The organism is Spirosoma lacussanchae, from assembly GCF_005870035.1.
GTDB lineage: Bacteria > Bacteroidota > Bacteroidia > Cytophagales > Spirosomataceae > Spirosoma > Spirosoma lacussanchae.
In genome coordinates, this window is the sequence record NZ_SWJG01000011.1 from 72187 (window position 1) to 91521 (window position 19335).

Below are 19335 nucleotides of genomic sequence, written 5' to 3' on the forward strand. Positions count from 1 at the left end.
CTGCACCCAGGCTATAGCAGGTTAATTGTTAAATAACTCTAATTCAATAGAATGATTAGAGTTATGATAGGTCGATCATGTACATTCGCGGCAACTATTAACCTTCCTGAACCTCATGCTCAAATCCTTACTGCTGCTATTCTGCCTGCTAGGCGGAGTTGCGGGGCACGCTCAAACGCCCAACTTCGATTTTGAACAGCGCACACCCGATGGCGCACCAGTCGGCTGGTATCGTTTTGGTGGCAGCGGGAAATTGACGCTCGACTCTACCGTCCACCACGGCGGGCGTTACGCACTACGCTTATCCGACGTGGTCAAAAGCGACTTTGTAGCCAGTGGCTGGCGTATACCGACCAGCTTTGAGGGTAAGTCGATCACCCTGACAGGCTACCTGAAAACAGAACAAACGGGCCAGCAGCCTAATCAGTACGCAGGACTATGGCTTCGGATCGACGGGGAGTCGGGAGCGCTCGCGTTCGATAATATGCAGCAGCGGGGCGTAAAAGGGTCTACCGACTGGCAACAGTATACCATTACCCTGCCCCTGCCTGACAAGGCCGTCAGCCTCAACATTGGTGGGTTACTGGTCGGCTCCGGAACGGCCTGGTTCGATGATCTGGCCCTATCGGTCGATGGAAGACCGATTGAACAGGCACCGGCCAAAGTCATCAGGTTATCCAAAGCCCAGACCGATACGGTTTTTCATGCAGGTTCGGGCATTGACCTAAACACAGTATCTCCACAACAGATCGATAATCTGGCCGTACTGGGTAAGATATGGGGATTTGTTAAATACTACCATCCGGCGGTTGCTGCCGGTAATCACAACATGGATGCCGAGCTGTTTCGGATTATGCCCGATATCCTGAACGCCCGCTCGACCGCCGATCGTAGTGCGGTCCTCCTCAACTGGCTGGCCCGCTTCGGGACGGTCTCTGACGCGGGTAGCCGTCAGTCAAACACCAGCCAGGCTGTACATAAGCCCGACCTGGCCTGGCTCGGCGATACGAAGCTGTTTAGCGCCCCCCTGCGGGCACAGCTGGAGGCCATCAGGCAGGCTCGCCGACCCAACCACCACTATTACGTGAGCATGGCTCAGCAGATTGGTAATCCGGAGTTCAACCACGAGTTTGCGTACCGGCACATGAAAACGCCGGATGCGGGCTACCGGCTCCTGTCGCTGTACCGATTCTGGAACATCATCCATTATTTTTTCCCCTACAAGCACCTGATCACATACCCATTGCCTACCGATACCTGGCATAGCGTGCTGCGCGAATACATTCCGCAATTCGTAAAGGCTGGTGACTCGCTGGCGTACCGGCTCACGACGCTTTCACTCATTGGCCGTGTTCAGGATACGCACACTAACCTCTGGGGCGATCCGATCATTCAGAATCAATACAAAGGCACTTTCTTCGCGCCGGTACAGGTGCGGTACATCGAGCGGCAGTTTGTGGTTACTAATTTTTATAACGACTCGTTAGGAGCCAAGTCCGGCCTGAAACGGGGCGACATCATCCAAACCATCGACGGCACTCCCATCGCTACGCTGGTGAGCCAGCGCCAGCCTTACTACCCGGCGTCTAACGAGCCAACTCAGTTTCGGGACCTTAGCCGCGACCTGCTGCGGGGCCATACTGCTCTGGTTCAGCTTGGCATCCTCCGCGATGGGCAACCGCAGACCATTGCGCTCAACCGATATACAGGCAATCAGGCCACTTTCAACCGAACCATCGATTACGGCAGCTACCCCAGAGACAGCTGCTATCAGCTGCTGCACCCGGATGTGGGTTACCTGTATCTGGGTACGATCAAAGCCAGTAAGCTACCGCAGATCATGCAGACCTTTAAAGACACTAAAGGACTGGTCATCGACCTGCGCTGCTATCCATCTGAGTTTGTGGTTTTCACGCTGGGCAAGTACCTGACGACTCCCACTCCCTTCGTCAAATTTACGGGTGGCCACGTCAAAACACCCGGGCTCTTTACCTGGATAACCTCCCTGAACGTAGGCCAGCGCGGGGTTGATGATGTCTACAAAGGCAAAGTGGTGGTGCTGGTCAACCAGGAAACCCAGAGTCAGGCCGAGTATACGACCATGGCTTTCCAGTCGGCACCCGGCGTTGTTGTTCTGGGTAGTACGACAGCAGCGGCCGACGGTAATGTATCCCCCTTCGAACTCCCCGGTGGTCTGCGGACTATGATCAGCGGTATCGGCGTTTACTACCCCGACGGGCGCGAAACACAGCGGGTTGGGGTTAAAGTAGACGTAGAGTACCACCCCACTCAGGCAGGTATCAAAGCCGGTAAAGACGAGCTACTGGAGCGTGCCGTTTCACTAATCCGGGACGGTAAATAAGCAACGGCCGAACATTTTTTGCCGGCTGTGTTCGAGGGGCCCCGGATAGGGTTTTCCCATCAGTCCGCCTGTAGCTGATATAGCCTCCGAAGCTGGTGCATACGCTGTCTACCGATCGCTTACAAACTATTGTTTATCAATCTCAAGCGGGTATATTTAGCGGAAACTTTTTCTGTCAGGGCTGGTTACTAGCCATACTGACGAACGGGCCTATCGGCTCGGTGCAGCCAGTAACATCTATTCACAACATGAAGCAACTACTGAACCGCTCGCTTTGGGCCTGCCTCTTCCTGCTTAGTCCCCTACTCACCCCGAGGGCTCATGGGCAGTCTGCCATTGATTTCGCCCGTATCGACTCAACCGAGACGCTGCAGAATTGCCAGACCGTTTTGCGCGAGTTTATAAAAGGCAGCAAAGCAATGGTTCTGATGGAGCAGCATTATACACGCAAAGGAATAGCTCAGGCTTTTATCCCAATTCCGGCTGGTCAGGGAAGCCGCTATCCGGATATTTACGTTTTTTATTTTGTAGCCAAAGCCTCAGTCCGGTCGGCTCCCTGGCTAAACCTCTATTCCGTAGATCAGGATTTGGGTCGGCGCGCCGGTAGCTTTCGGGTTACAAACGCCGTGGCGGTGAAGGATGGCTATATATTTCAGATACGCCTTGACAGAGGGAGTGACGCGATCTACCCAAGCCGACTGGTTTCCAACGAGCTTCAGGTGGTTAGCTCAAACCCGGGCAATCTAATCGCGTTTAGCCTCTAAAAAATCTTTTTTGGCAAATCGCTCTTACAACGAGGGGGCTAACCGGATAATCCGGTTAGCCCCCTCGTTGTAAGAGCGATTGTGAATGCTGGCTAGTTTTTTCCCCCGCCTACTTTACTGGCTTTGCCGGGCATACCGGGCTGGGTGATTTCGAAGCCTTCCTTCTCCTTGGCGTCGGCGACGAGTTTGCGCACGTCGGCCAGGAGTTTTTTGGCGTCGTAGACCACCCCATCTTTCACGGTATAGGTTACGCCCCCGACCCGCTCGACCTCGTTTTTGTCGTTGAGGTGAATGGCACCGGTGCCATAGAGCGTTTTCAGGTTAGCCAGCGGGTTTTCTTTCACGATGACGAAATCGGCCAGTTTGCCAACCTCAACGGAACCGATCTGATCAGCCATACCCAGGGCTTCGGCCCCTTTGATGGTAGCGGCCCGAACCACTTCGAGCGGGTGGAAGCCAGCCTCGCGCAGCAGCTCCAGTTCCCGGATGTAGGCAAACCCGTAGAGCTGGTAGATGAAGCCCGAGTCAGACCCCGTCGTCACGCGCCCACCCCGGTTTTTGTATTCGTTGATGAACTCCATCCAGAGCTGGTAATTCTTTTTCCAGGCCACTTCCTGTTCGGTACCCCAGTTGTGCCAGTACGATCCGTGCGAGATACGGCTGGGACCGTAGAACCGCCACAGGCTGGGCAGGGTGTAGTCCTCGTGCCACTCGGCGCGCCGGGCCAGCATCAGCTCCCGGTTGGCTTCGTAGATATTGAACGTCGGGTCGAGGGTGAAATCGAGCGCAATGAGCTCGTCCATGACCTTGTTCCAGCGCTCGGTACCGGGTTTGGCGGCCTGCTGCCAGAGGTTCCCCGCTTCCTCGAACCGGTTCTGCTCGTTGTTGTAGTTATAATCGGCCGGGTAATTCTGCACGGTGCGGTCGGCAAAGAGGGCTTCGGGCAGGCCGTACCAGTGCTCCATACTGGTCAGACCGGCTTTGGCGGTAGCCAGCACGTTCATCCGCGCCACTTCGAGCTGGGCGTGGTGACAGGCCGACCGCAGACCCAGCTTTTTGTTCTCGTCGAGGGCGGCTTTGAAAACAGCCGGTTCGGCGCCGAAAAACTTGATGCCGTCGGCCCCGCGCTGGGCGTTCTGCCGCACCCAGGCACGGGCCTGTTCGGGCGTGCTGATGGGATCTTTGCCGCCCTGCCCAAATACGGTATAGGCCAGAATACGGGGGGCGGTAATCTCATTGCGGCTACTTTTAACGCGCTGGTCAAGCACCCAGTCGAGGCCGTTGCCGCAGCTCGGGTCGCGGATGGTCGTGATGCCGTGGCCGAGCCAGAGTTTAAAGACATACTCGGCACTGGCGCCCTGCGCCTGTCCGCCAATATGGCCATGCATATCGATAAAGCCCGGCATCAGAAACATACCGTCGCAGTTTAGCTCTTTATCGCCCGCGCTGGCCTGGGGCCGCGATTTGGGGTCGATCGGTACACCGGGATAGCCCACCTGCCGGATCTGGGCAATCCGGTTTTTTTCGACTACAATATCGACCGGACCAACGGGCGGAGCACCGGTGCTGTTGATGAGCGTAACGCCCCGAATGATAAGCCGGTTGTGGGGACCATCGCCCTCAGCGCGGGCCGGGGCCTTCGGAATCTGGGCCATAGCGACCTGACACCAGACCGCCAGCAGGATAGAAAGAGCCGTAAAACGTGAATGCATGGAGGGAATATCGGTTGGGTAAACAGTTGTAAGATAACAGAAACTAGATGAATTTTGCGCGCTTGCCGGACCTGACAGGCCCATCCCCCATGAAACAGACGATCACCAAAAACTTTCTGCTCGTTGTCCTGGCCCTGGCGGTCGTATTTGCTTTTGCTATGAAAGCAACGGTATTTCAGCAGAGCACACCGGCCAGCGCGACGCCCGCAGCCGCCCCGCCGAACCCGGCGTTTGCGGGCTACTGGTTTGCCGGCAAGGCCGAGCTGAACCACTACCGGCTCCAGCAGGCCCAGTACGGCGTACTGAACCCCGGCGAAGCGGTCCTGATTTTCGTGACCGAAGACTTCCGGACCGATAAACAGGTCAAAGCCGAAACCGACGAGAGCCGCGACAAAGCCATTCCGGTGCTGAAAACAAACATGAGCAAGAAGTTTGTGACGGGCATTTACGACTACTCGCTGTTTACGTCGGTCTTTACCCCCATCAATAACCCATCGTTTCCCAATACGCTGAAAGTGAGCACTTCGGCGCAGGAGTGGTGTGGCCACAGCTACCTCCAGGCCAACTACCGCAACAACGGCTACGCGATCAGCGGAAAGTCGTATTTTGAGAAAGAAGTCGACGAAGCGTATACCATCGATAAAGTATGGTTTGAAGATGAACTCTGGAACCGCATCCGGCTGAATCCGGATAAGCTGCCGACGGGTGAGGTGCGCCTGGTACCGGGTACGATGACTGCCCGCCTTCGCCATACGACCCTGGAGCCGCTGCTGGCCAAAGCTCAAATAGACGACTACGAAGGGGTGCTGTATCCGGGCAGACTGCTCAGGGCCTATACCATCCAGTATCCCACCGACGACCGCACCCTGATAATCGTTTTCGAGAGCACATTTCCCCACAAAATCGTTGGCTGGGAAGAGACGTACCGAAGCAAAGATGCGCTGCTCACTTCACGCGCCGTTCTAACAAAAACCATTCAAAACGATTATTGGAAACATAACGCCCCCGCTGACAGTACGTTGCGGGCCGAGTTGATGAAGTAATTTCAGTACGGTACGCGTTGATATCATCAGGCCATGCCTAACGCGTACCTGCTGAGTAACGGGCACAAGCCACCCCATTCGCCATGAAATCGAATCTTGTCTTACTGGTTGTTCTGTTGATCGTCTGCGCCTGCTCGTCGTCTACCGACACGGCCACCCAGACCGGAACGCCAACCTATACGCTTATCTTTATCGATAAGACCCGAAGCGTGAACGTGAACAAAACGTTTGTGGCCCGGAAGTACCAGCAGGCCATCAACGACATTGTGGAACAGAATATTCAGCAGAAAGGCGATCAGCTCGACGTGTATTTTATTCACGAAAATACCAGCAAAGCCCGCGCCCTGAACGTGACCGCCCAGACCGAGCGCGAAGACGTCAGCTCGGCCAGCCCCACCGACCGCGAAGCCGCCGAAACCGAGTTCGGGCTGCTGCTGGGCCGCGAACGAACCCGGATCAAGCAGCGGGTATTGCAGCAGCTGATGGCGCAGAATTCGGGCGCATCGAGTCAGGAAACCGATATCTGGGCCAGTCTGCCCGTTATCCAGAAAGCTAACGAAACCGGCCTCTCGGTAAAGGTGTACTACCTGAGCGATATGATCGAGAGCGTAAAAGGCCCCGACCGGCGCGACTTCCAGAAAACACCCCCGCGCGACAACGCCCAGGCCGACGAATGGGCTAAAGCTGACGCGGAAAAACTCAAACGATACACCATCGGCTCGCCCGCCATTACCATGATGCTCCCTTTCGAGCCTAGTGCATCGGTGCGCGAGAACAACCCGGCTGTTACGCAGTACTGGCAAACGCTCTTCGCCGAACTGGGTGCCGCTAACGTGTCGGAAGACTAATCGCCAGCACAACCCTACTACCTATACGAAGGGTCGGAATCACGAATTTCGACCTTTTTTTCATTACAACGCCTGACCGGTTACCAGGCCTATACGGTAAAAATCACAATCAATGGTAGCCCCATTTTCTGCTATCCCTCCTGCATCGGGATGAAAAAAGGGGCAGTTGAGAAGCATACCAACAAATAAGTTTAAGTAATCAGACGCTGTCAATACTCTCACTATTAGTACTTTAGTAAAAATATTTATTTTTATTTAATCTAATTAATTCAAACTTAGATGCGAGTACTATTACCTTTGCATTGTTTCGAATCAATCTAAACAAGCAATGCAGGTCAGCGTATATATACTTAGCGTTCTCATTTTTTGTACCTCATCATTTACCGGCCTGGCCTCGGTACCGCCCACCCCGCGAACTGACTCGCAGCCGGGTGGCGCCCTGACCGGCACCGTACTGGACCGCGAGGGTCTGCCCGCTGAAGGCCTGTCGGTTCGGCTCAAAGGCACCGTTCGGGGGGTTCTGACAAACGCACAGGGCCGCTTCTCATTTCAGAACCTGCCCGAGGGTACCTATACTGTTCTGGTGTCGGGAGTCGGGATTGAAACCCGCGAACAGACCCTCAACGTACGTCGGCGCGAGACCACTACAGCGCAGTTTGCCATCAGCGAGAGCCTTCAGCAGCTGGCCGAGATAAAGATCGTAGCGGCTCGCGGCCTCCGCGAACGCGAAACCCTGCCCGACGTAAGCGCTACCGCCATTTTTGCCGGCAAAAAAACCGAAGTTGTCAACCTCAGCGCTCTCGATGCCAACCTGGTTACTAACAACACCCGCCAGATTTTCAGCAAAACACCGGGCGTAACCGTCTGGGAAAACGACGGGTCGGGCGTACAGGTCGGCGTGGCCGTACGCGGTCTGAGCCCGAACCGATCCTGGGAATTTAACGTCCGCCAGAACGGCGTAGACATCAGCTCCGACCCGTTTGGTTACCCCGAAGCGTATTATAATCCGCCCATGGAAGCCGTTGACCGCATCGAACTGGTACGGGGTGGCGCGTCGCTGCAGTATGGTCCGCAGTTTGGTGGCCTCCTGAACTACGTTCTCAAACCAGCCGCGCAGGATAAACCGTTCAGTCTGGAAACGCAGCAAACCGTTGGCAGCTACGGTCTTTTCTCGACCTACAACCGCATCAGCGGCACCGCCGGTCGGTTTCAGTACAACGCCTATGGGCACTACCGGCAGGCCGATGGCTGGCGCCAAAACAGCCGCTATTCCATCTTCAATGGCCATGCGTCGCTGTCGTATGCCGTTACCAACCGCCTGCGCCTAACCGCCGAACTGACCCGGATGTATAACGAGAGCCAGCAGCCGGGGGGCCTCACCGACAGCCAGTTTCAGCAGGACGCCCGCCAGAGCAGCCGCAGCCGCAACTGGTTCAGCACTCCCTGGACCGTACCGACTCTCAAGGCCGAATATGCCTTCAGCGACCAGACCCGCCTGACGGCTACCATCCACGGTCTGCTGGCTCAGCGTAACAGCATTGGCTTCACTTCGGCCATCACGACGCCCGACCTGATCGGTGCAGCCGGCCAGTACGCCAACCGCCAGATCGACCGCGATACCTACCGGAACTGGGGCAGCGAACTCCGGCTCCTGACCGGCTACCGGCTCCTGGGTCGTCAGCACACCCTCTCGACCGGTGTCAAGTATTTCGACGGGCATACTCAGCGGCAGCAGCAGGGCCGGGGCGACACCGGTACCGACTTCAACCTCAACCTCCAGACCGACCGCTTTCCCCGCGACCTGAGCCTGTCGGTAACCAACGTAGCCGCATTTGCCGAGAACCTCTTCCGGATCACCGACCGCTGGACTGTAACCCCTGGCCTGCGCCTGGAGTCGCTGCAAAACGATATTTCGGGTCGGTTCAGCCTCAACGCCAATGGCACCGAAAACCGGGTTGCCCAGCAGAGCAGCCGACAGTTCGTGCTGGCCGGTATCGGCACGGACTATAAGTTACCGGGTTCGCTCAGCCTGTACGGTAATGCCTCCCAGGCCTACCGGCCGGTCTTGTTTTCGGACCTGACGCCAGCCGCCGTTACCGACTTTGTGGTCGACGAAAACCTGCGCGATGCCCGTGGCTACTCGCTAGATGCTGGTATCCGCGGCTCGGTCCGGAAGTATCTGAACTTTGATATTGGCTATTTCTACCTCAACTACAACGACCGCATCGGTACGCTTACCCTGCTGAACGCAGCCGGCCGGCCTTACCAGTTCCGGACCAACCTGGGCCGCAGCGTGAGCCAGGGCGTCGAGGCTTATATAGAGTTCGATCCGGTGGTGGCTTTTGCGGGCCGCTCAAAAGTGGGCTATCTGAGTTTGTTTGCGTCCGTTGGCTACACCGATGCCCGTTACCGCTCGCTCCGCAGCAGTACGGTTTCGAACGGACAGGTAACCGAAACGAACCTGAGCGATCGGAAAGTCGAAAATGCGCCTGCCTTTACGGGCCGGTTCGGGGCCAACTACACCTACCGAACCCTGACCGTAACGGCCCTCCTCAACCGGGTTGGTATGGCTTACAGCGACGCCAATAACACCGAAACAGCCAGCGCCAACGCTCAGACAGGGGTGATTCCGGCCTACCAGGTGATGGATCTGTCGGCATCGCTCATGCTGAAAAAACGGTATACCCTGCGTACGGGCGTCAATAACCTGACCGATGCGCGTTACTTCACCCGGCGGGCCGGTGGCTACCCAGGCCCCGGTATCCTGCCAGCCGATGGGCGAACGGGTTATGTCTCGGTCGGCCTCCGGCTGTAAGATAAACGCGGGCTTCGACGGAGGTTATACGCTGAACTGGTAACCCTCGTCGAAACCCGAAAAATCGTTTTTCAGACAGTACGACCTGAGGGCCAGGCCATCGCCCTCGCGCCGGACGGCCAGGTAGTGAAAGAGCGGTTTGTAGGTACCGGCCAGATCGGGCAGTCGACTCGGCGACATGTTGAGCGGCTGGCGCAGGCCACCCCCACCCCCAATCACCAGAAACGTTTTCTCCTCGAACTCGTAGCGCTCGAACGCATGCGAATGCCCGGTAATGAAAAGCCGGGCTTTCTGAGAGCGGGTGTAAGGCGGTACAAACCGCTGCTGCACCAGTTTGGACGACCCCACCAGTTTGCTGTTCGAATAAGGCGCATGGTGGCAGGTTACGATCACGACCGCTACGGATGGGTCGGCGTCGAGGTCTTCGAGCGTCTGCTCGTACCAGGTCTGCTGCTTTACCAGGTTGGCCACCGAGAGGGTACTGAAGTTGGAATTAAGCATCACAACGGCCACATCGCCCGTTTTCTGGACGTAGCCGGTGGGGCTATGATCGGGGAAACGCTGCTGGAAGTTACGGGCTCCCTTGCGGGGACGACCCATTACGTCGTGGTTGCCCATGATGGCATAGACCGCCGTACCTACCTCGGTGCATTTGGCCAGAAAGGTATCAATGATGCGCCACTTGTCGTTGCGGTAGCCCAGGGAGACGATATCGCCCAGCCAGTACAGCACCGGCGGTTTCCGACGAATAATCTCGGTAAAAATGGTTTGGGTGGCTTTGGTATTTTGATGCGTTCGCAGCACCAGCCGCTCGACCCACATGGGGGCCTGGGTATCACTCAGAAACAGAATATCATTCATAACGTACACGCCGGGCTACAGCCCACCTTTAAAACAACGCGTTGGCTACCACGTAAACGCCCGCCAGACCGCCTGTAGCTGTAACGTAAAGACGGCATCGCTGGTTGCGGTAATGCTGTACCATTTCAGCTCGGTAGCAATTCGGAACCGACGCCCGATGGGCTGGGTATAGGCCCCGGCCGCCATCCAGCCGATGCTCAGCCGACTCGCGTTGACATCGCCCAGATACGACAGGTCCGAGCGGATAATATAAGCGCCCGTACCGCCCGACACCGACAGCCGCCGGGCCAGACTGCGCTCGGTGCCGCTCAACCACGCCAGCGGCATAGAAAACACGACCAGCACCGGAATGGTAGACACCGCCACCCGCGCCTGCTCTCCCGCAGCCGAAACACGGTACCTGTACAACGGCGTCAGGCCGCTCTCCAGCCCGATCCGAAGCCGGTGGTCGGGGTGCCACATAAGCCGAACTGTGGCCGGTATACCCGACCGGTTAATAGCTACCTGGTCAACATCGGGCGGCACCCCGATAAACGCCGGGTAGTAGGATAGCCCTCCGCCCACCGTCAGCACCAGCGCGTACGGATCGCGCCGGTTCGTTACCGAGTCGGTCGTACTGGTAGTTTGGGCATGTGCCGTCCAGGAGGCTCCTGCAGCCGTCAGGAGCAGAAGAAATAGCCGTAGCCGCGTTTGCTTATTGGTCCACATAATGATAATAGGCTACCAGGGGCGAATAGTTGGACAAGATGCCATCGAAGTTGCTCTCCTGAATAAACTGCTCGATAAACTTGGGCTCATCGAGCGTCCAGACGAAGACGGTTCGGCCCTCGGCCTGCATGGCCCGAACCTGTTCGATCTGCGGCCCCAGTGTCCAGCGGGGGGCCCAGATGCGCGCGTCCAGACTGCGGGTAATAGCCGTATCCAGCTCGCTCAACACCGGCGTGTTCTCTTTGTTGGCCAACGCCCGGTACGCATCAGCCGCCTGGGTAGTAGGTAAACCAATCACGATTCGCAGGTCGCGCCGACTCGCAATGGCCCGCTGCCGAAACCGCTGTTGAATAGCCTGAACCCGGTCCATCGGCCCATCATACTTGGTGTCGAGCCAGACAAAATTCAGGGTTGTACTGGTTAGCACCGTCTCCAGCGCTTCTTCCAGCGTCGGTATTTTTTCACCGTTGACCAGCCGCACGAGGGTGTTCAGCTGCTGGTAGGTATACTCTTCTACCGGCCCTTCAAGTCCGTTTTTCTGGATCAGACGCAGGTTCAGCAGGTTATCATGGTACAGGATCGGGACGCCATCTTTGGTAAACTTAATATCAATCTCGATGCCGGTAGCCCCCAGCCTTGACGCCAGCCGGATCATGTTGAGCGAGTTTTCCGATACCGACAGCAGATCCGACGTGCGACCACCGCTGCGGTGTGCCAGAATAGCGAACGGACGCGGATTCAGCGGCCGGTTGTAGGTCAGGGTCAGGGGCTGGTCCGGATTGGCATTACCCGTTCCGTATGAGCCCTCCAGCACCAGCGTATCGCCCACCGCCAGCGTACCGGTAAACCGCTGCAGCTCTCCGTTCCGACGCGTGCGCAGGGCCAGCCGGGCCAGGCCCGTATCGGTGTTGACCAGCTTGCGCCAGTAGCCCCTCACGACCAGGCTATCAACGCTCCGGTCGTTTTCCAGGTTAAAAAAACCGGCTTCGTTGCCCGAAAAAATGGACAAATAATGGGTAGTATCGGCGCCGTTCAGCACGTAAGTCCACTTGAGCGCCACCTGCGCCCCGAACTCGCCCACCCCATCTGACACCGTGTAGACGCCCTCCATCGCTTGCCGTACCGGCGCCGTAAACCGCCCCGAGCCGGTCTGTCCGGAAAACTCGTAGGGAATCGGGGCTTCATATTGCTCGCGGCAGGCCTGTAGCAACAGCCAGCTCAGGCCGCCAACCAGCAGGTAGTAAAACGGCTTCATAAAATAAATCCGAAGAAGAGTTGTGGATAAAAAAAGTCGCGTTCGAACGTATCGTAGAGCGACCAGAACTGCCAGTTAAAATTAGAATAGGCCGCCCGCAGCCCCAGCGTTACGTGTTGCTGTTTATAGAAAGGCTGCTCCAGGGCAAACGTAAACGCCACGCCGTTGAGCCGTCGCTGGTCATACTCTACCGCCAGCGGCCCTACCGTTGAGCGGTAATAAAGATCCATAATGGCTTCGGTACGAAAGGTCAGCTGCAGATCACGCGTGAGCCGATACCCCAGCGTTGCGTGCGGAATGGCCTCCAGCCCACCCGCCTGGCTGTTGAATACATCCTTAATATTGAGGGCTCCGAACCAGCCGATGCCATCGATCCCCAGCCCGGCATAGAGTTTTTCGGTTACGGGCGTGGCATAGCGCACGCCCAGGGCCAGGTTGCTTTGCACGAGCTGCGTCTGTAGCCGGGCGCTCAGGTACCAGTTCTTCGACAGCCCGTGTTGCAGGTTGACATCGATGGCGGGTACCAGCAGCCGGATTTCTTCGGTAATTTCGGGAGGTGTAGAGGTAAAGATCAGCCCGATCGATTTGCGCCACTCACCGGGGCGGGGCGCCTGCGGGAAGTAGATACCCGGCTGGTAATCGGCGGGGGGCTCATAGGGCCGGACAGCGCGTTGGGCCAGGGCAACCGAGCCAGAAAGCACCAGCCAGCCCAGTAACAGAACCGACCAGCCGGATCGTAGGTGTAGAATCATTTCAAAAACGCTGAATGGAGGTTGACTACCATAACTGCCCGATGCGGACATATGTTGTGGCCCCGCCCGTCAGAACCGGCACCGCGCCCTGCTCAGCGCGCTCTGGTACCACATGACCGATAAAAGGCAACGTTTCAGAACGGCCCGCTCCTAGCTGGTTTTTACCTACACTGGTCTATCTCCCAACAGCGACCAGGCCTCTCGAAACAGGGCTGACTTGGGTTTTCGTTGTCTTTTAGCCGTTTCGACCAGGTGTATTTCAGACCCGTAGGCGACAAAGCACTGCACAGGAATGACGTAGAAGACGTGGAGTGAGTCGATATAAACGACTGCAAAGTCGAAATCCGTTGGCGAGTACGTTTCCCGGATCATTTCTCGCCGGTTGGTTTTCGTTCTGCGCGTATCAACTACGTAATTACCCCGCTTATCGTCAAACCAGGCGCTTTTAACCTGTATTTTGATCAATCGTCCGTTTATATCGAACACCAGGTCGTAGGGTAACCGGTCTCCAATTGGTTTACATACGCCCCATCCTTGCCGTAACGCCTGTAAGATAGTAGCCTGTTCGGCGATGTCGCCCTTCTGCTTTGTCAACATTATATCTCTGTTTGGTTGACAAATAAAGCAAAGGCAAAGAAAAACCCCACTGAATTTCAGTGGGGTTTCTTGGTAGCGGGAGCTGGACTCGAACCAGCGACCTTTGGGTTATGCGTACCACTACAACTTTCGTTGCCTCCGAACGTACCGGAGTTTGTAGTCTGGACTGTCTCTTTACCCTCGACTCTACGTTAGGGTACCTACCATTCAGTCTCTACACCTTCCGAAACTTTAATTTCGGCTTGGCTCGGGATTACCACACGAACGGCTTCCCCGAATTTGGCAGGTTAACATACCGGCGTTTCCCCCGGTACCGCCCAAGAGTTGACAAAGTCTGAATTTTTTCATTCGCCAGGCAACAATGTGCTTGCAACCTGAACTGACTCTGCAACTGCTGTTGTCATTGCTGACAACCTTAAGCCCAACGAGCTACCAACTGCTCCATCCCGCGATGTTTGGACTGCAAAAGTACGGCGACTTTCTGTAAATACAACTACCTTTGCCAAAAAAAAGTTTACGCCGTTCTGAAACGTTTCTTGAAACGGGAAGGTTGGTTAGAGAAAGCTGCTGGTAATCAAGCCAGCGGGATCACCTCGTATGAGTACAGAGACTGTAGAAAATTTTCCGGCCGATCATAAGGCCGGCTTCGTCAGCATTGTGGGCAAACCCAATGTTGGCAAATCGACCCTGATGAACCAGCTCGTTGGCGAACGCCTGAGCATCATTACGGCCAAGGCCCAGACCACGCGTCACCGCATCATGGGCATCCTGAACGGCACCCACAACGGCCAGGAATTTCAACTCGTTTACTCCGATACGCCGGGCATCATCAAGCCGCAGTACAAACTGCATGAGTCAATGATGAGCTTCGTGCGCGGGTCGCTCGAAGATGCCGACGTGGTTCTGTTCGTGACCGATATCTTCGAGCAGCACGACGAAAACGACGTCATTGCCCGGCTTCAGAAATCTGATGTGCCCATTCTGCTGCTGATCAATAAGATCGATCAGGCCACCCAGGAACAGGTTGAAGAGAAAATTGCCTACTGGCAGGAAAACTTCCGTGCTCAGGAGATCATACCGATTTCGGCCCTGAACGGCTTCAACATCGACCGGGTGTTCGAAGGCATCATTAGCCGCCTGCCCCAGCACCCGCCCTACTTCCCCAAAGACGAACTGACCGATAAGCCCGAGCGGTTTTTTGCGTCGGAGATCATCCGCGAAAAGATATTCCTCAACTACAAGAAAGAGGTTCCGTACAGCAGCGAGGTGGTTATTATCGGCTTCAAGGAAAAAGAAGACATTATCGTTATCCAGTCCGAGATCCTGGTCGAGCGGGCTACCCAGCGGGCTATTCTGCTGGGCGAAGGCGGTAAGATGATCAAGAAAACGGGCATCATGGCCCGCGAAGAACTCGAGCGGTTTTTCGGCAAAAAAGTATTCCTCGAACAATTCGTAAAAGTAGAACCCGACTGGCGTCAGAAAGAGCGCATGCTCAAGCGGCTGGGGTACGACGAATAAGATGAGCTATGACCGATCAGTGCGGCCGCGTTCCTGCGACCCACTCGTTGCCGATTACTCATCATTCATCATTCAGAAAAATGGCTAACATCGTTGCTATTGTAGGACGCCCCAATGTGGGAAAGTCTACCTTTTTTAATCGCCTGATCGAAGAGCGGCAGGCTATCATGGATAACCAGTCGGGCGTAACGCGCGACCGGCATTACGGCACCGCCGAGTGGAACGGCAGCTACTTTACCGTGATCGACACCGGCGGCTACGTTGTCGGGTCTGACGACGTATTTGAAGAATCGATTCGGGAACAGGTTCAGATTGCCATTCAGGAATCGACCGTTCTGCTGTTTATGGTCGATACCCAAACCGGCATTACCGGCCTCGACGAAGATTTTGCGGATGTGCTGCGCCGAACCAAGAAGCCAGTGTATGTCGTAGCCAACAAAGCCGAAACCTCAGACCGGTCGCAGGGAGCGGCCGAGTTCTATGCGCTGGGTCTGGGCGAACCCTACCCGGTTTCGTCGATGACGGGCAGCGGCACCGGCGATCTGCTCGACGAAGTAGTGAAACATTTTCAGGGGCCTGGTGTCGAAGATCCCGACGCCGGTATTCCGCGCATCGCTATCCTGGGCCGCCCCAACGTAGGGAAGTCGTCGTTCCTGAACGTACTGACCGGCCAGGAGCGCAGTATTGTGACCGACATTGCCGGTACCACCCGCGACGCTATCAATACCCGATACCGGGCTTACGGGAAAGATTTTATCCTGACCGACACGGCCGGTATCCGCCGGAAAGCACGCATTCAGGACAACGTAGAATTTTACTCTACGCTCCGGTCGCTTAAGGCCATGGAAGAGTCGGACGTTTGTATTGTTATGCTTGATGCCACGCGGGGGCTGGAAGCGCAGGACCTCAACATCATTGGCCAGGCCGTAAAAGCCAGAAAAGGCGTGGTGATCATGGTCAACAAGTGGGACGCGGTCGAAAAAGACCACCGTACCGCCGATATTCTCCGGAAAGAGATGATTGCGCGGATGATGCCGATCGATTATCTGCCTATCATTTTTGCCTCTGTTCACGAGAAACAGCGCATTTTCCAGGTCATGGAAAAAGCCATGGAGGTGTACGAAAACAAGAGCAAACGGATTGCCACGTCGAAACTGAATGAGGCCATGCAACCCGAGATCGAAGCCTATCCGCCCCCGGCTCTGAAGGGTAAGCATGTCAAGATCAAATACATGCTACAGGTGCCGACGCCTTCGCCAACGTTCGTATTTTTCTGCAACCTGCCCCAGTACGTGCCCGAGTCGTACCAGCGCTTTCTGGAAAACAAGCTCCGCGCTCACTTCGATTTTGACGGGGTGCCGCTGACGCTGTTCTTCCGCCAGAAGTAACGGAGCCGGGGGCGATTCTGTCGCGCTGCCGGGCCATGTTCGTTTGTGTTACCTGTTCCGAAGCCGACTTGTTTATCCGGTTTACGCATGTCTATTCAACACGAAAGGGTCCGGCAGACCAGTACCAGCCGATCGTCATGGATCGGCTTTTTGCTGGTTTTTCTGTCGGCCTTCTGCTTTGCCTGTAAGGGCATCCTGATCAAGCTGGCCTATCAGTATTCGATCGATACCATTTCGTTGCTGACGCTCCGGATGCTGTTTGCGCTGCCTTTTTACATAGGCATTGCGGTGCATCTGTCGCGTACGGCACCGGCTCCATCGCTGTCGGTGCGGCAGTGGGGGTTGCTGGCCATCCTGGGCATTACGGGCTACTACCTGGCCAGCTTCTTCAACTTTCTGGGTCTGGTCTACATTACAGCCAGCCTGGAGCGCATTCTGCTCTTCACCTACCCCACCTTTGTATTGCTGATGAATGCGCTGGGGTTTGGCCGACGGGTTACCCGGCTTCAGATTCTGGCTCTGTTACTGACCTACGCGGGTATTCTGATCGCCTTTGTAGGTAACATCGAAACGACCCGGCAGACCAATGTGCTGCTGGGCGGTTTCTGGGTGGTGCTGAGCGGGCTGGTCTATGCCATCTACCTAGTGGGCAGCGATCGGGTCATTGCGGGCGTTGGTCCGCAGCGCTTTACCTGTTATGCGATGATGGCCGCTACGGTACCGACGGTGCTACACTGCGCCCTGGAAAATGGGCTGCAGCTGGGCGGTTACCCCTGGCCCGTCTACGCGCTTGGGCTGGGCATGGGAATCTTCGTTACGGTGATTCCTACCTTTATGATGGCCGAAGGTATCAGGCGGGTCGGCTCCGGCAACACGTCTATCATCGGCAGCATCGGCCCCATTTTCACCATTATTTTATCGACCACTGTTCTTCAGGAAAGAATAAGCTGGCAACAGATGGTGGGTACGTTACTGGTTTTGACCGGCGTTTTTCTGATTGGCTGGCGCGGTACTAAACCGGCCGCATGACTCACCCCTACGTTTGTGTATAACTATCATAGTCGCCTAAGTATATAGTTGGGTAGTATACCTTTTACAGAAATCATATAATAATCAACAAGATTACATTATAAAATAGGATTAGAGAACCAACCATTAAATAAATACTACTCACGTTCAAGGGCTTATTCGAGCGAACCGTTTGAATTTAACCTATCTTTTCAACATTAGAGGGCATTCGTTGTACTATAAAATCATGGCTACAGACAAAGTAATGGACGATGAAAAGCGCATTGACAAGGCCGCATATGTACTCAAAGCGGTGGCTCATCCGCTGCGTATCAGAATCATTCAGATGTTGAACGAGAGTACCGAACTAAATGTGTCAACCATTTACAAAAACCTGAATGCCGAACAGTCGCTGATTTCGCATCACCTGATCAACATGCGCGATAAAGGGATACTGGACATACGGCGCAGCGGCAAAAACATCTACTATTTTCTGGTTGACTCAGCAGTCTCTGACGTCATTGACTGCATTTACAAGAGTAAAATTCTGAACTAGGCATTTGCAGGCTATCCATTACAACGTAGCCTCGCAGAAACCAAACGGTCGCCAGGAGCGGAACGGTCTAGCAACCTGTCCTGCTCCTGGCGACCGTTTGGCTATGCAGCACCTGGCTTACCCGAACAGATCGCCGGTTTTGTAGTTGGGCACTACCCCTAGGTGGATATAGGCTTTTTCGGTGGCCTCCCGGCCCCGCGCGGTTCGCTTCAGAAAGCCTTCCTGAATCAGGAATGGCTCATACACCTCCTCAATGGTTTCAGACTCTTCGCCACAAGCCGTTGCGATGGTAGACAGGCCTACGGGTCCGCCCTTGAACTTCTCGATAATGGTCGACAGAATTCGGTTGTCCATATCGTCGAGCCCGTTCTGGTCGACTTCGAGTGCACTCAGGGCAATCTCGGCAATCTCTACGTTGATATACCCATTGCCTTTCACCTGCGCAAAATCGCGGGTACGGCGGAGCAGGTTATTGGCGATACGCGGTGTACCGCGGCTTCGACGGGCAATCTCATAGGCACCCATTTCGTCGATAGGCGTTCCCAGAATAGCCGACGAACGCTGCACGATGCTGGTCAGCAGCCGGGCGTCGTAATATTCGAGCCGGCAGCTGATACCGAAGCGGGCGCGCAGGGGTGCCGTAAGCATACCGGCGCGGGTCGTAGCACCGATCAGCGTAAACGGATTCAGCTTGATCTGTACCGTACGGGCGTTCGGGCCCGAGTCGAGCATGATGTCGATTTTGTAATCTTCCATGGCCGAGTACAGATACTCTTCCACGATGGGGTTGAGCCGGTGTATCTCGTCGATGAACAGTACGTCGTTGGGCTGCAGGTTGGTCAGGAGCCCGGCCAGGTCGGAGGGCTTGTCGAGCACCGGCCCGGAGGTCATCTTGATATTGGCGTTCAGCTCGTTGGCTACGATGTGCGACAGGGTGGTTTTACCCAGGCCCGGCGGTCCGTGCAGCAGCACGTGGTCGAGCGCGTCGCCCCGCTGCTGAGCCGCGCGTACAAACACTTCCAGGTTGTCGAGTATTTTGGCCTGGCCCGTGAAGTCGGAGAACGAGAGGGGCCGGAGCGCCCGTTCGATCTCCTTATCGGTAGCAGTCATGCCGTCGCCGGAGCCTTTCAGAAAGTCGTTTCGCATAG

16 protein-coding genes are annotated in these 19335 nt (G+C 55.8%); 9 read left to right on the forward strand and 7 right to left on the reverse strand.

Annotated elements, in window-relative coordinates; translation table 11 throughout:
* Positions 1-115 precede the first annotated feature (115 nt).
* Together FBR45_RS24240 and FBR45_RS24245 are read left to right on the forward strand one after the other, a co-directional pair.
* Positions 116-2362 carry a S41 family peptidase gene (locus FBR45_RS24240; RefSeq protein ID WP_138507072.1) on the forward strand — a complete coding sequence of 749 codons (2247 nt, stop codon included), beginning with the start codon at positions 116-118 and terminating at the stop codon, positions 2360-2362.
* 248 nt (positions 2363-2610) lie between these two features.
* Complete coding sequence (locus FBR45_RS24245; RefSeq protein WP_138507073.1) at positions 2611-3126, forward strand: hypothetical protein; 516 nt, start codon at positions 2611-2613, stop codon at positions 3124-3126.
* Positions 3127-3218: 92 nt separating this feature from the next.
* Here FBR45_RS24245 and FBR45_RS24250 read toward each other — a convergent pair whose 3' ends face one another.
* Positions 3219-4838 (reverse strand): amidohydrolase family protein, encoded by a 1620-nt coding sequence (locus FBR45_RS24250; protein ID WP_246082367.1) that lies wholly within the window; start codon positions 4836-4838, stop codon positions 3219-3221.
* Positions 4839-4927: 89 nt separating this feature from the next.
* Here FBR45_RS24250 and FBR45_RS24255 point away from each other — a divergent pair, with 89 nt between their 5' ends.
* The 3 genes from FBR45_RS24255 to FBR45_RS24265 all read left to right on the forward strand — a co-directional run bounded on the left by FBR45_RS24255 (position 4928) and on the right by FBR45_RS24265 (position 9544).
* Positions 4928-5881, forward strand: a complete 954-nt coding sequence (locus FBR45_RS24255) for a hypothetical protein (protein ID WP_138507074.1) — start codon at positions 4928-4930, stop codon at positions 5879-5881.
* An 83-nt stretch (positions 5882-5964) separates the two neighbouring features.
* The gene (locus FBR45_RS24260) at positions 5965-6729 is read left to right on the forward strand and encodes a hypothetical protein (RefSeq protein ID WP_138507075.1); all 765 of its coding nucleotides are present in this window, start codon (positions 5965-5967) and stop codon (positions 6727-6729) included.
* Between the two features lie 328 nt (positions 6730-7057).
* Positions 7058-9544 (forward strand): TonB-dependent receptor, encoded by a 2487-nt coding sequence (locus tag FBR45_RS24265; RefSeq protein WP_138507076.1) that lies wholly within the window; start codon positions 7058-7060, stop codon positions 9542-9544.
* Positions 9545-9568: 24 nt separating this feature from the next.
* Here FBR45_RS24265 and FBR45_RS24270 read toward each other — a convergent pair whose 3' ends face one another.
* The 5 genes from FBR45_RS24270 to FBR45_RS24290 form a co-directional block, all read right to left on the reverse strand.
* Positions 9569-10405 (reverse strand): metallophosphoesterase family protein, encoded by an 837-nt coding sequence (locus FBR45_RS24270; protein WP_129604675.1) that lies wholly within the window; start codon positions 10403-10405, stop codon positions 9569-9571.
* 45 nt (positions 10406-10450) lie between these two features.
* A complete protein-coding gene (locus FBR45_RS24275; RefSeq protein ID WP_138507077.1) occupies positions 10451-11113 on the reverse strand; it encodes a hypothetical protein in 663 nt (220 codons plus the stop codon).
* Positions 11100-12368, reverse strand: coding sequence for a glycerophosphodiester phosphodiesterase (locus FBR45_RS24280; RefSeq protein WP_138507078.1), 1269 nt, complete (start codon positions 12366-12368; stop codon positions 11100-11102). Before FBR45_RS24280 ends, FBR45_RS24275 begins: the two co-directional genes overlap by 14 nt.
* On the reverse strand, positions 12365-13120 hold the full coding sequence (locus tag FBR45_RS24285) for a hypothetical protein (RefSeq protein ID WP_246082368.1): 756 nt from the start codon (positions 13118-13120) through the stop codon (positions 12365-12367). The genes FBR45_RS24280 and FBR45_RS24285 overlap by 4 nt, the downstream gene beginning before the upstream one ends.
* A 165-nt stretch (positions 13121-13285) precedes the next feature.
* Positions 13286-13717, reverse strand: a complete 432-nt coding sequence (locus tag FBR45_RS24290) for a group I intron-associated PD-(D/E)XK endonuclease (RefSeq protein WP_138507079.1) — start codon at positions 13715-13717, stop codon at positions 13286-13288.
* Positions 13718-14314: 597 nt separating this feature from the next.
* On the opposite strand from FBR45_RS24290, the gene era reads away from it, so the two are divergent.
* The 4 genes from era (at position 14315) to FBR45_RS24310 (ending at position 18187) form a co-directional block, all read left to right on the forward strand.
* Entirely contained in the window at positions 14315-15235 is a 921-nt protein-coding gene (gene era / locus FBR45_RS24295) for a GTPase Era (protein WP_138507080.1), read from the forward strand.
* Between the two features lie 80 nt (positions 15236-15315).
* Complete coding sequence (der, locus tag FBR45_RS24300) at positions 15316-16623, forward strand: ribosome biogenesis GTPase Der (protein ID WP_138507081.1); 1308 nt, start codon at positions 15316-15318, stop codon at positions 16621-16623.
* 87 nt (positions 16624-16710) lie between these two features.
* Positions 16711-17652 (forward strand): DMT family transporter, encoded by a 942-nt coding sequence (locus FBR45_RS24305; protein ID WP_138507082.1) that lies wholly within the window; start codon positions 16711-16713, stop codon positions 17650-17652.
* A gap of 226 nt (positions 17653-17878) precedes the next feature.
* Positions 17879-18187 carry an ArsR/SmtB family transcription factor gene (locus FBR45_RS24310; protein WP_138507083.1) on the forward strand — a complete coding sequence of 103 codons (309 nt, stop codon included), beginning with the start codon at positions 17879-17881 and terminating at the stop codon, positions 18185-18187.
* Between the two features lie 117 nt (positions 18188-18304).
* On the opposite strand, the gene ruvB is transcribed toward FBR45_RS24310, so the two are convergent.
* Complete coding sequence (ruvB, locus tag FBR45_RS24315) at positions 18305-19333, reverse strand: Holliday junction branch migration DNA helicase RuvB (RefSeq protein ID WP_138507084.1); 1029 nt, start codon at positions 19331-19333, stop codon at positions 18305-18307.
* Positions 19334-19335 lie beyond the last annotated feature (2 nt).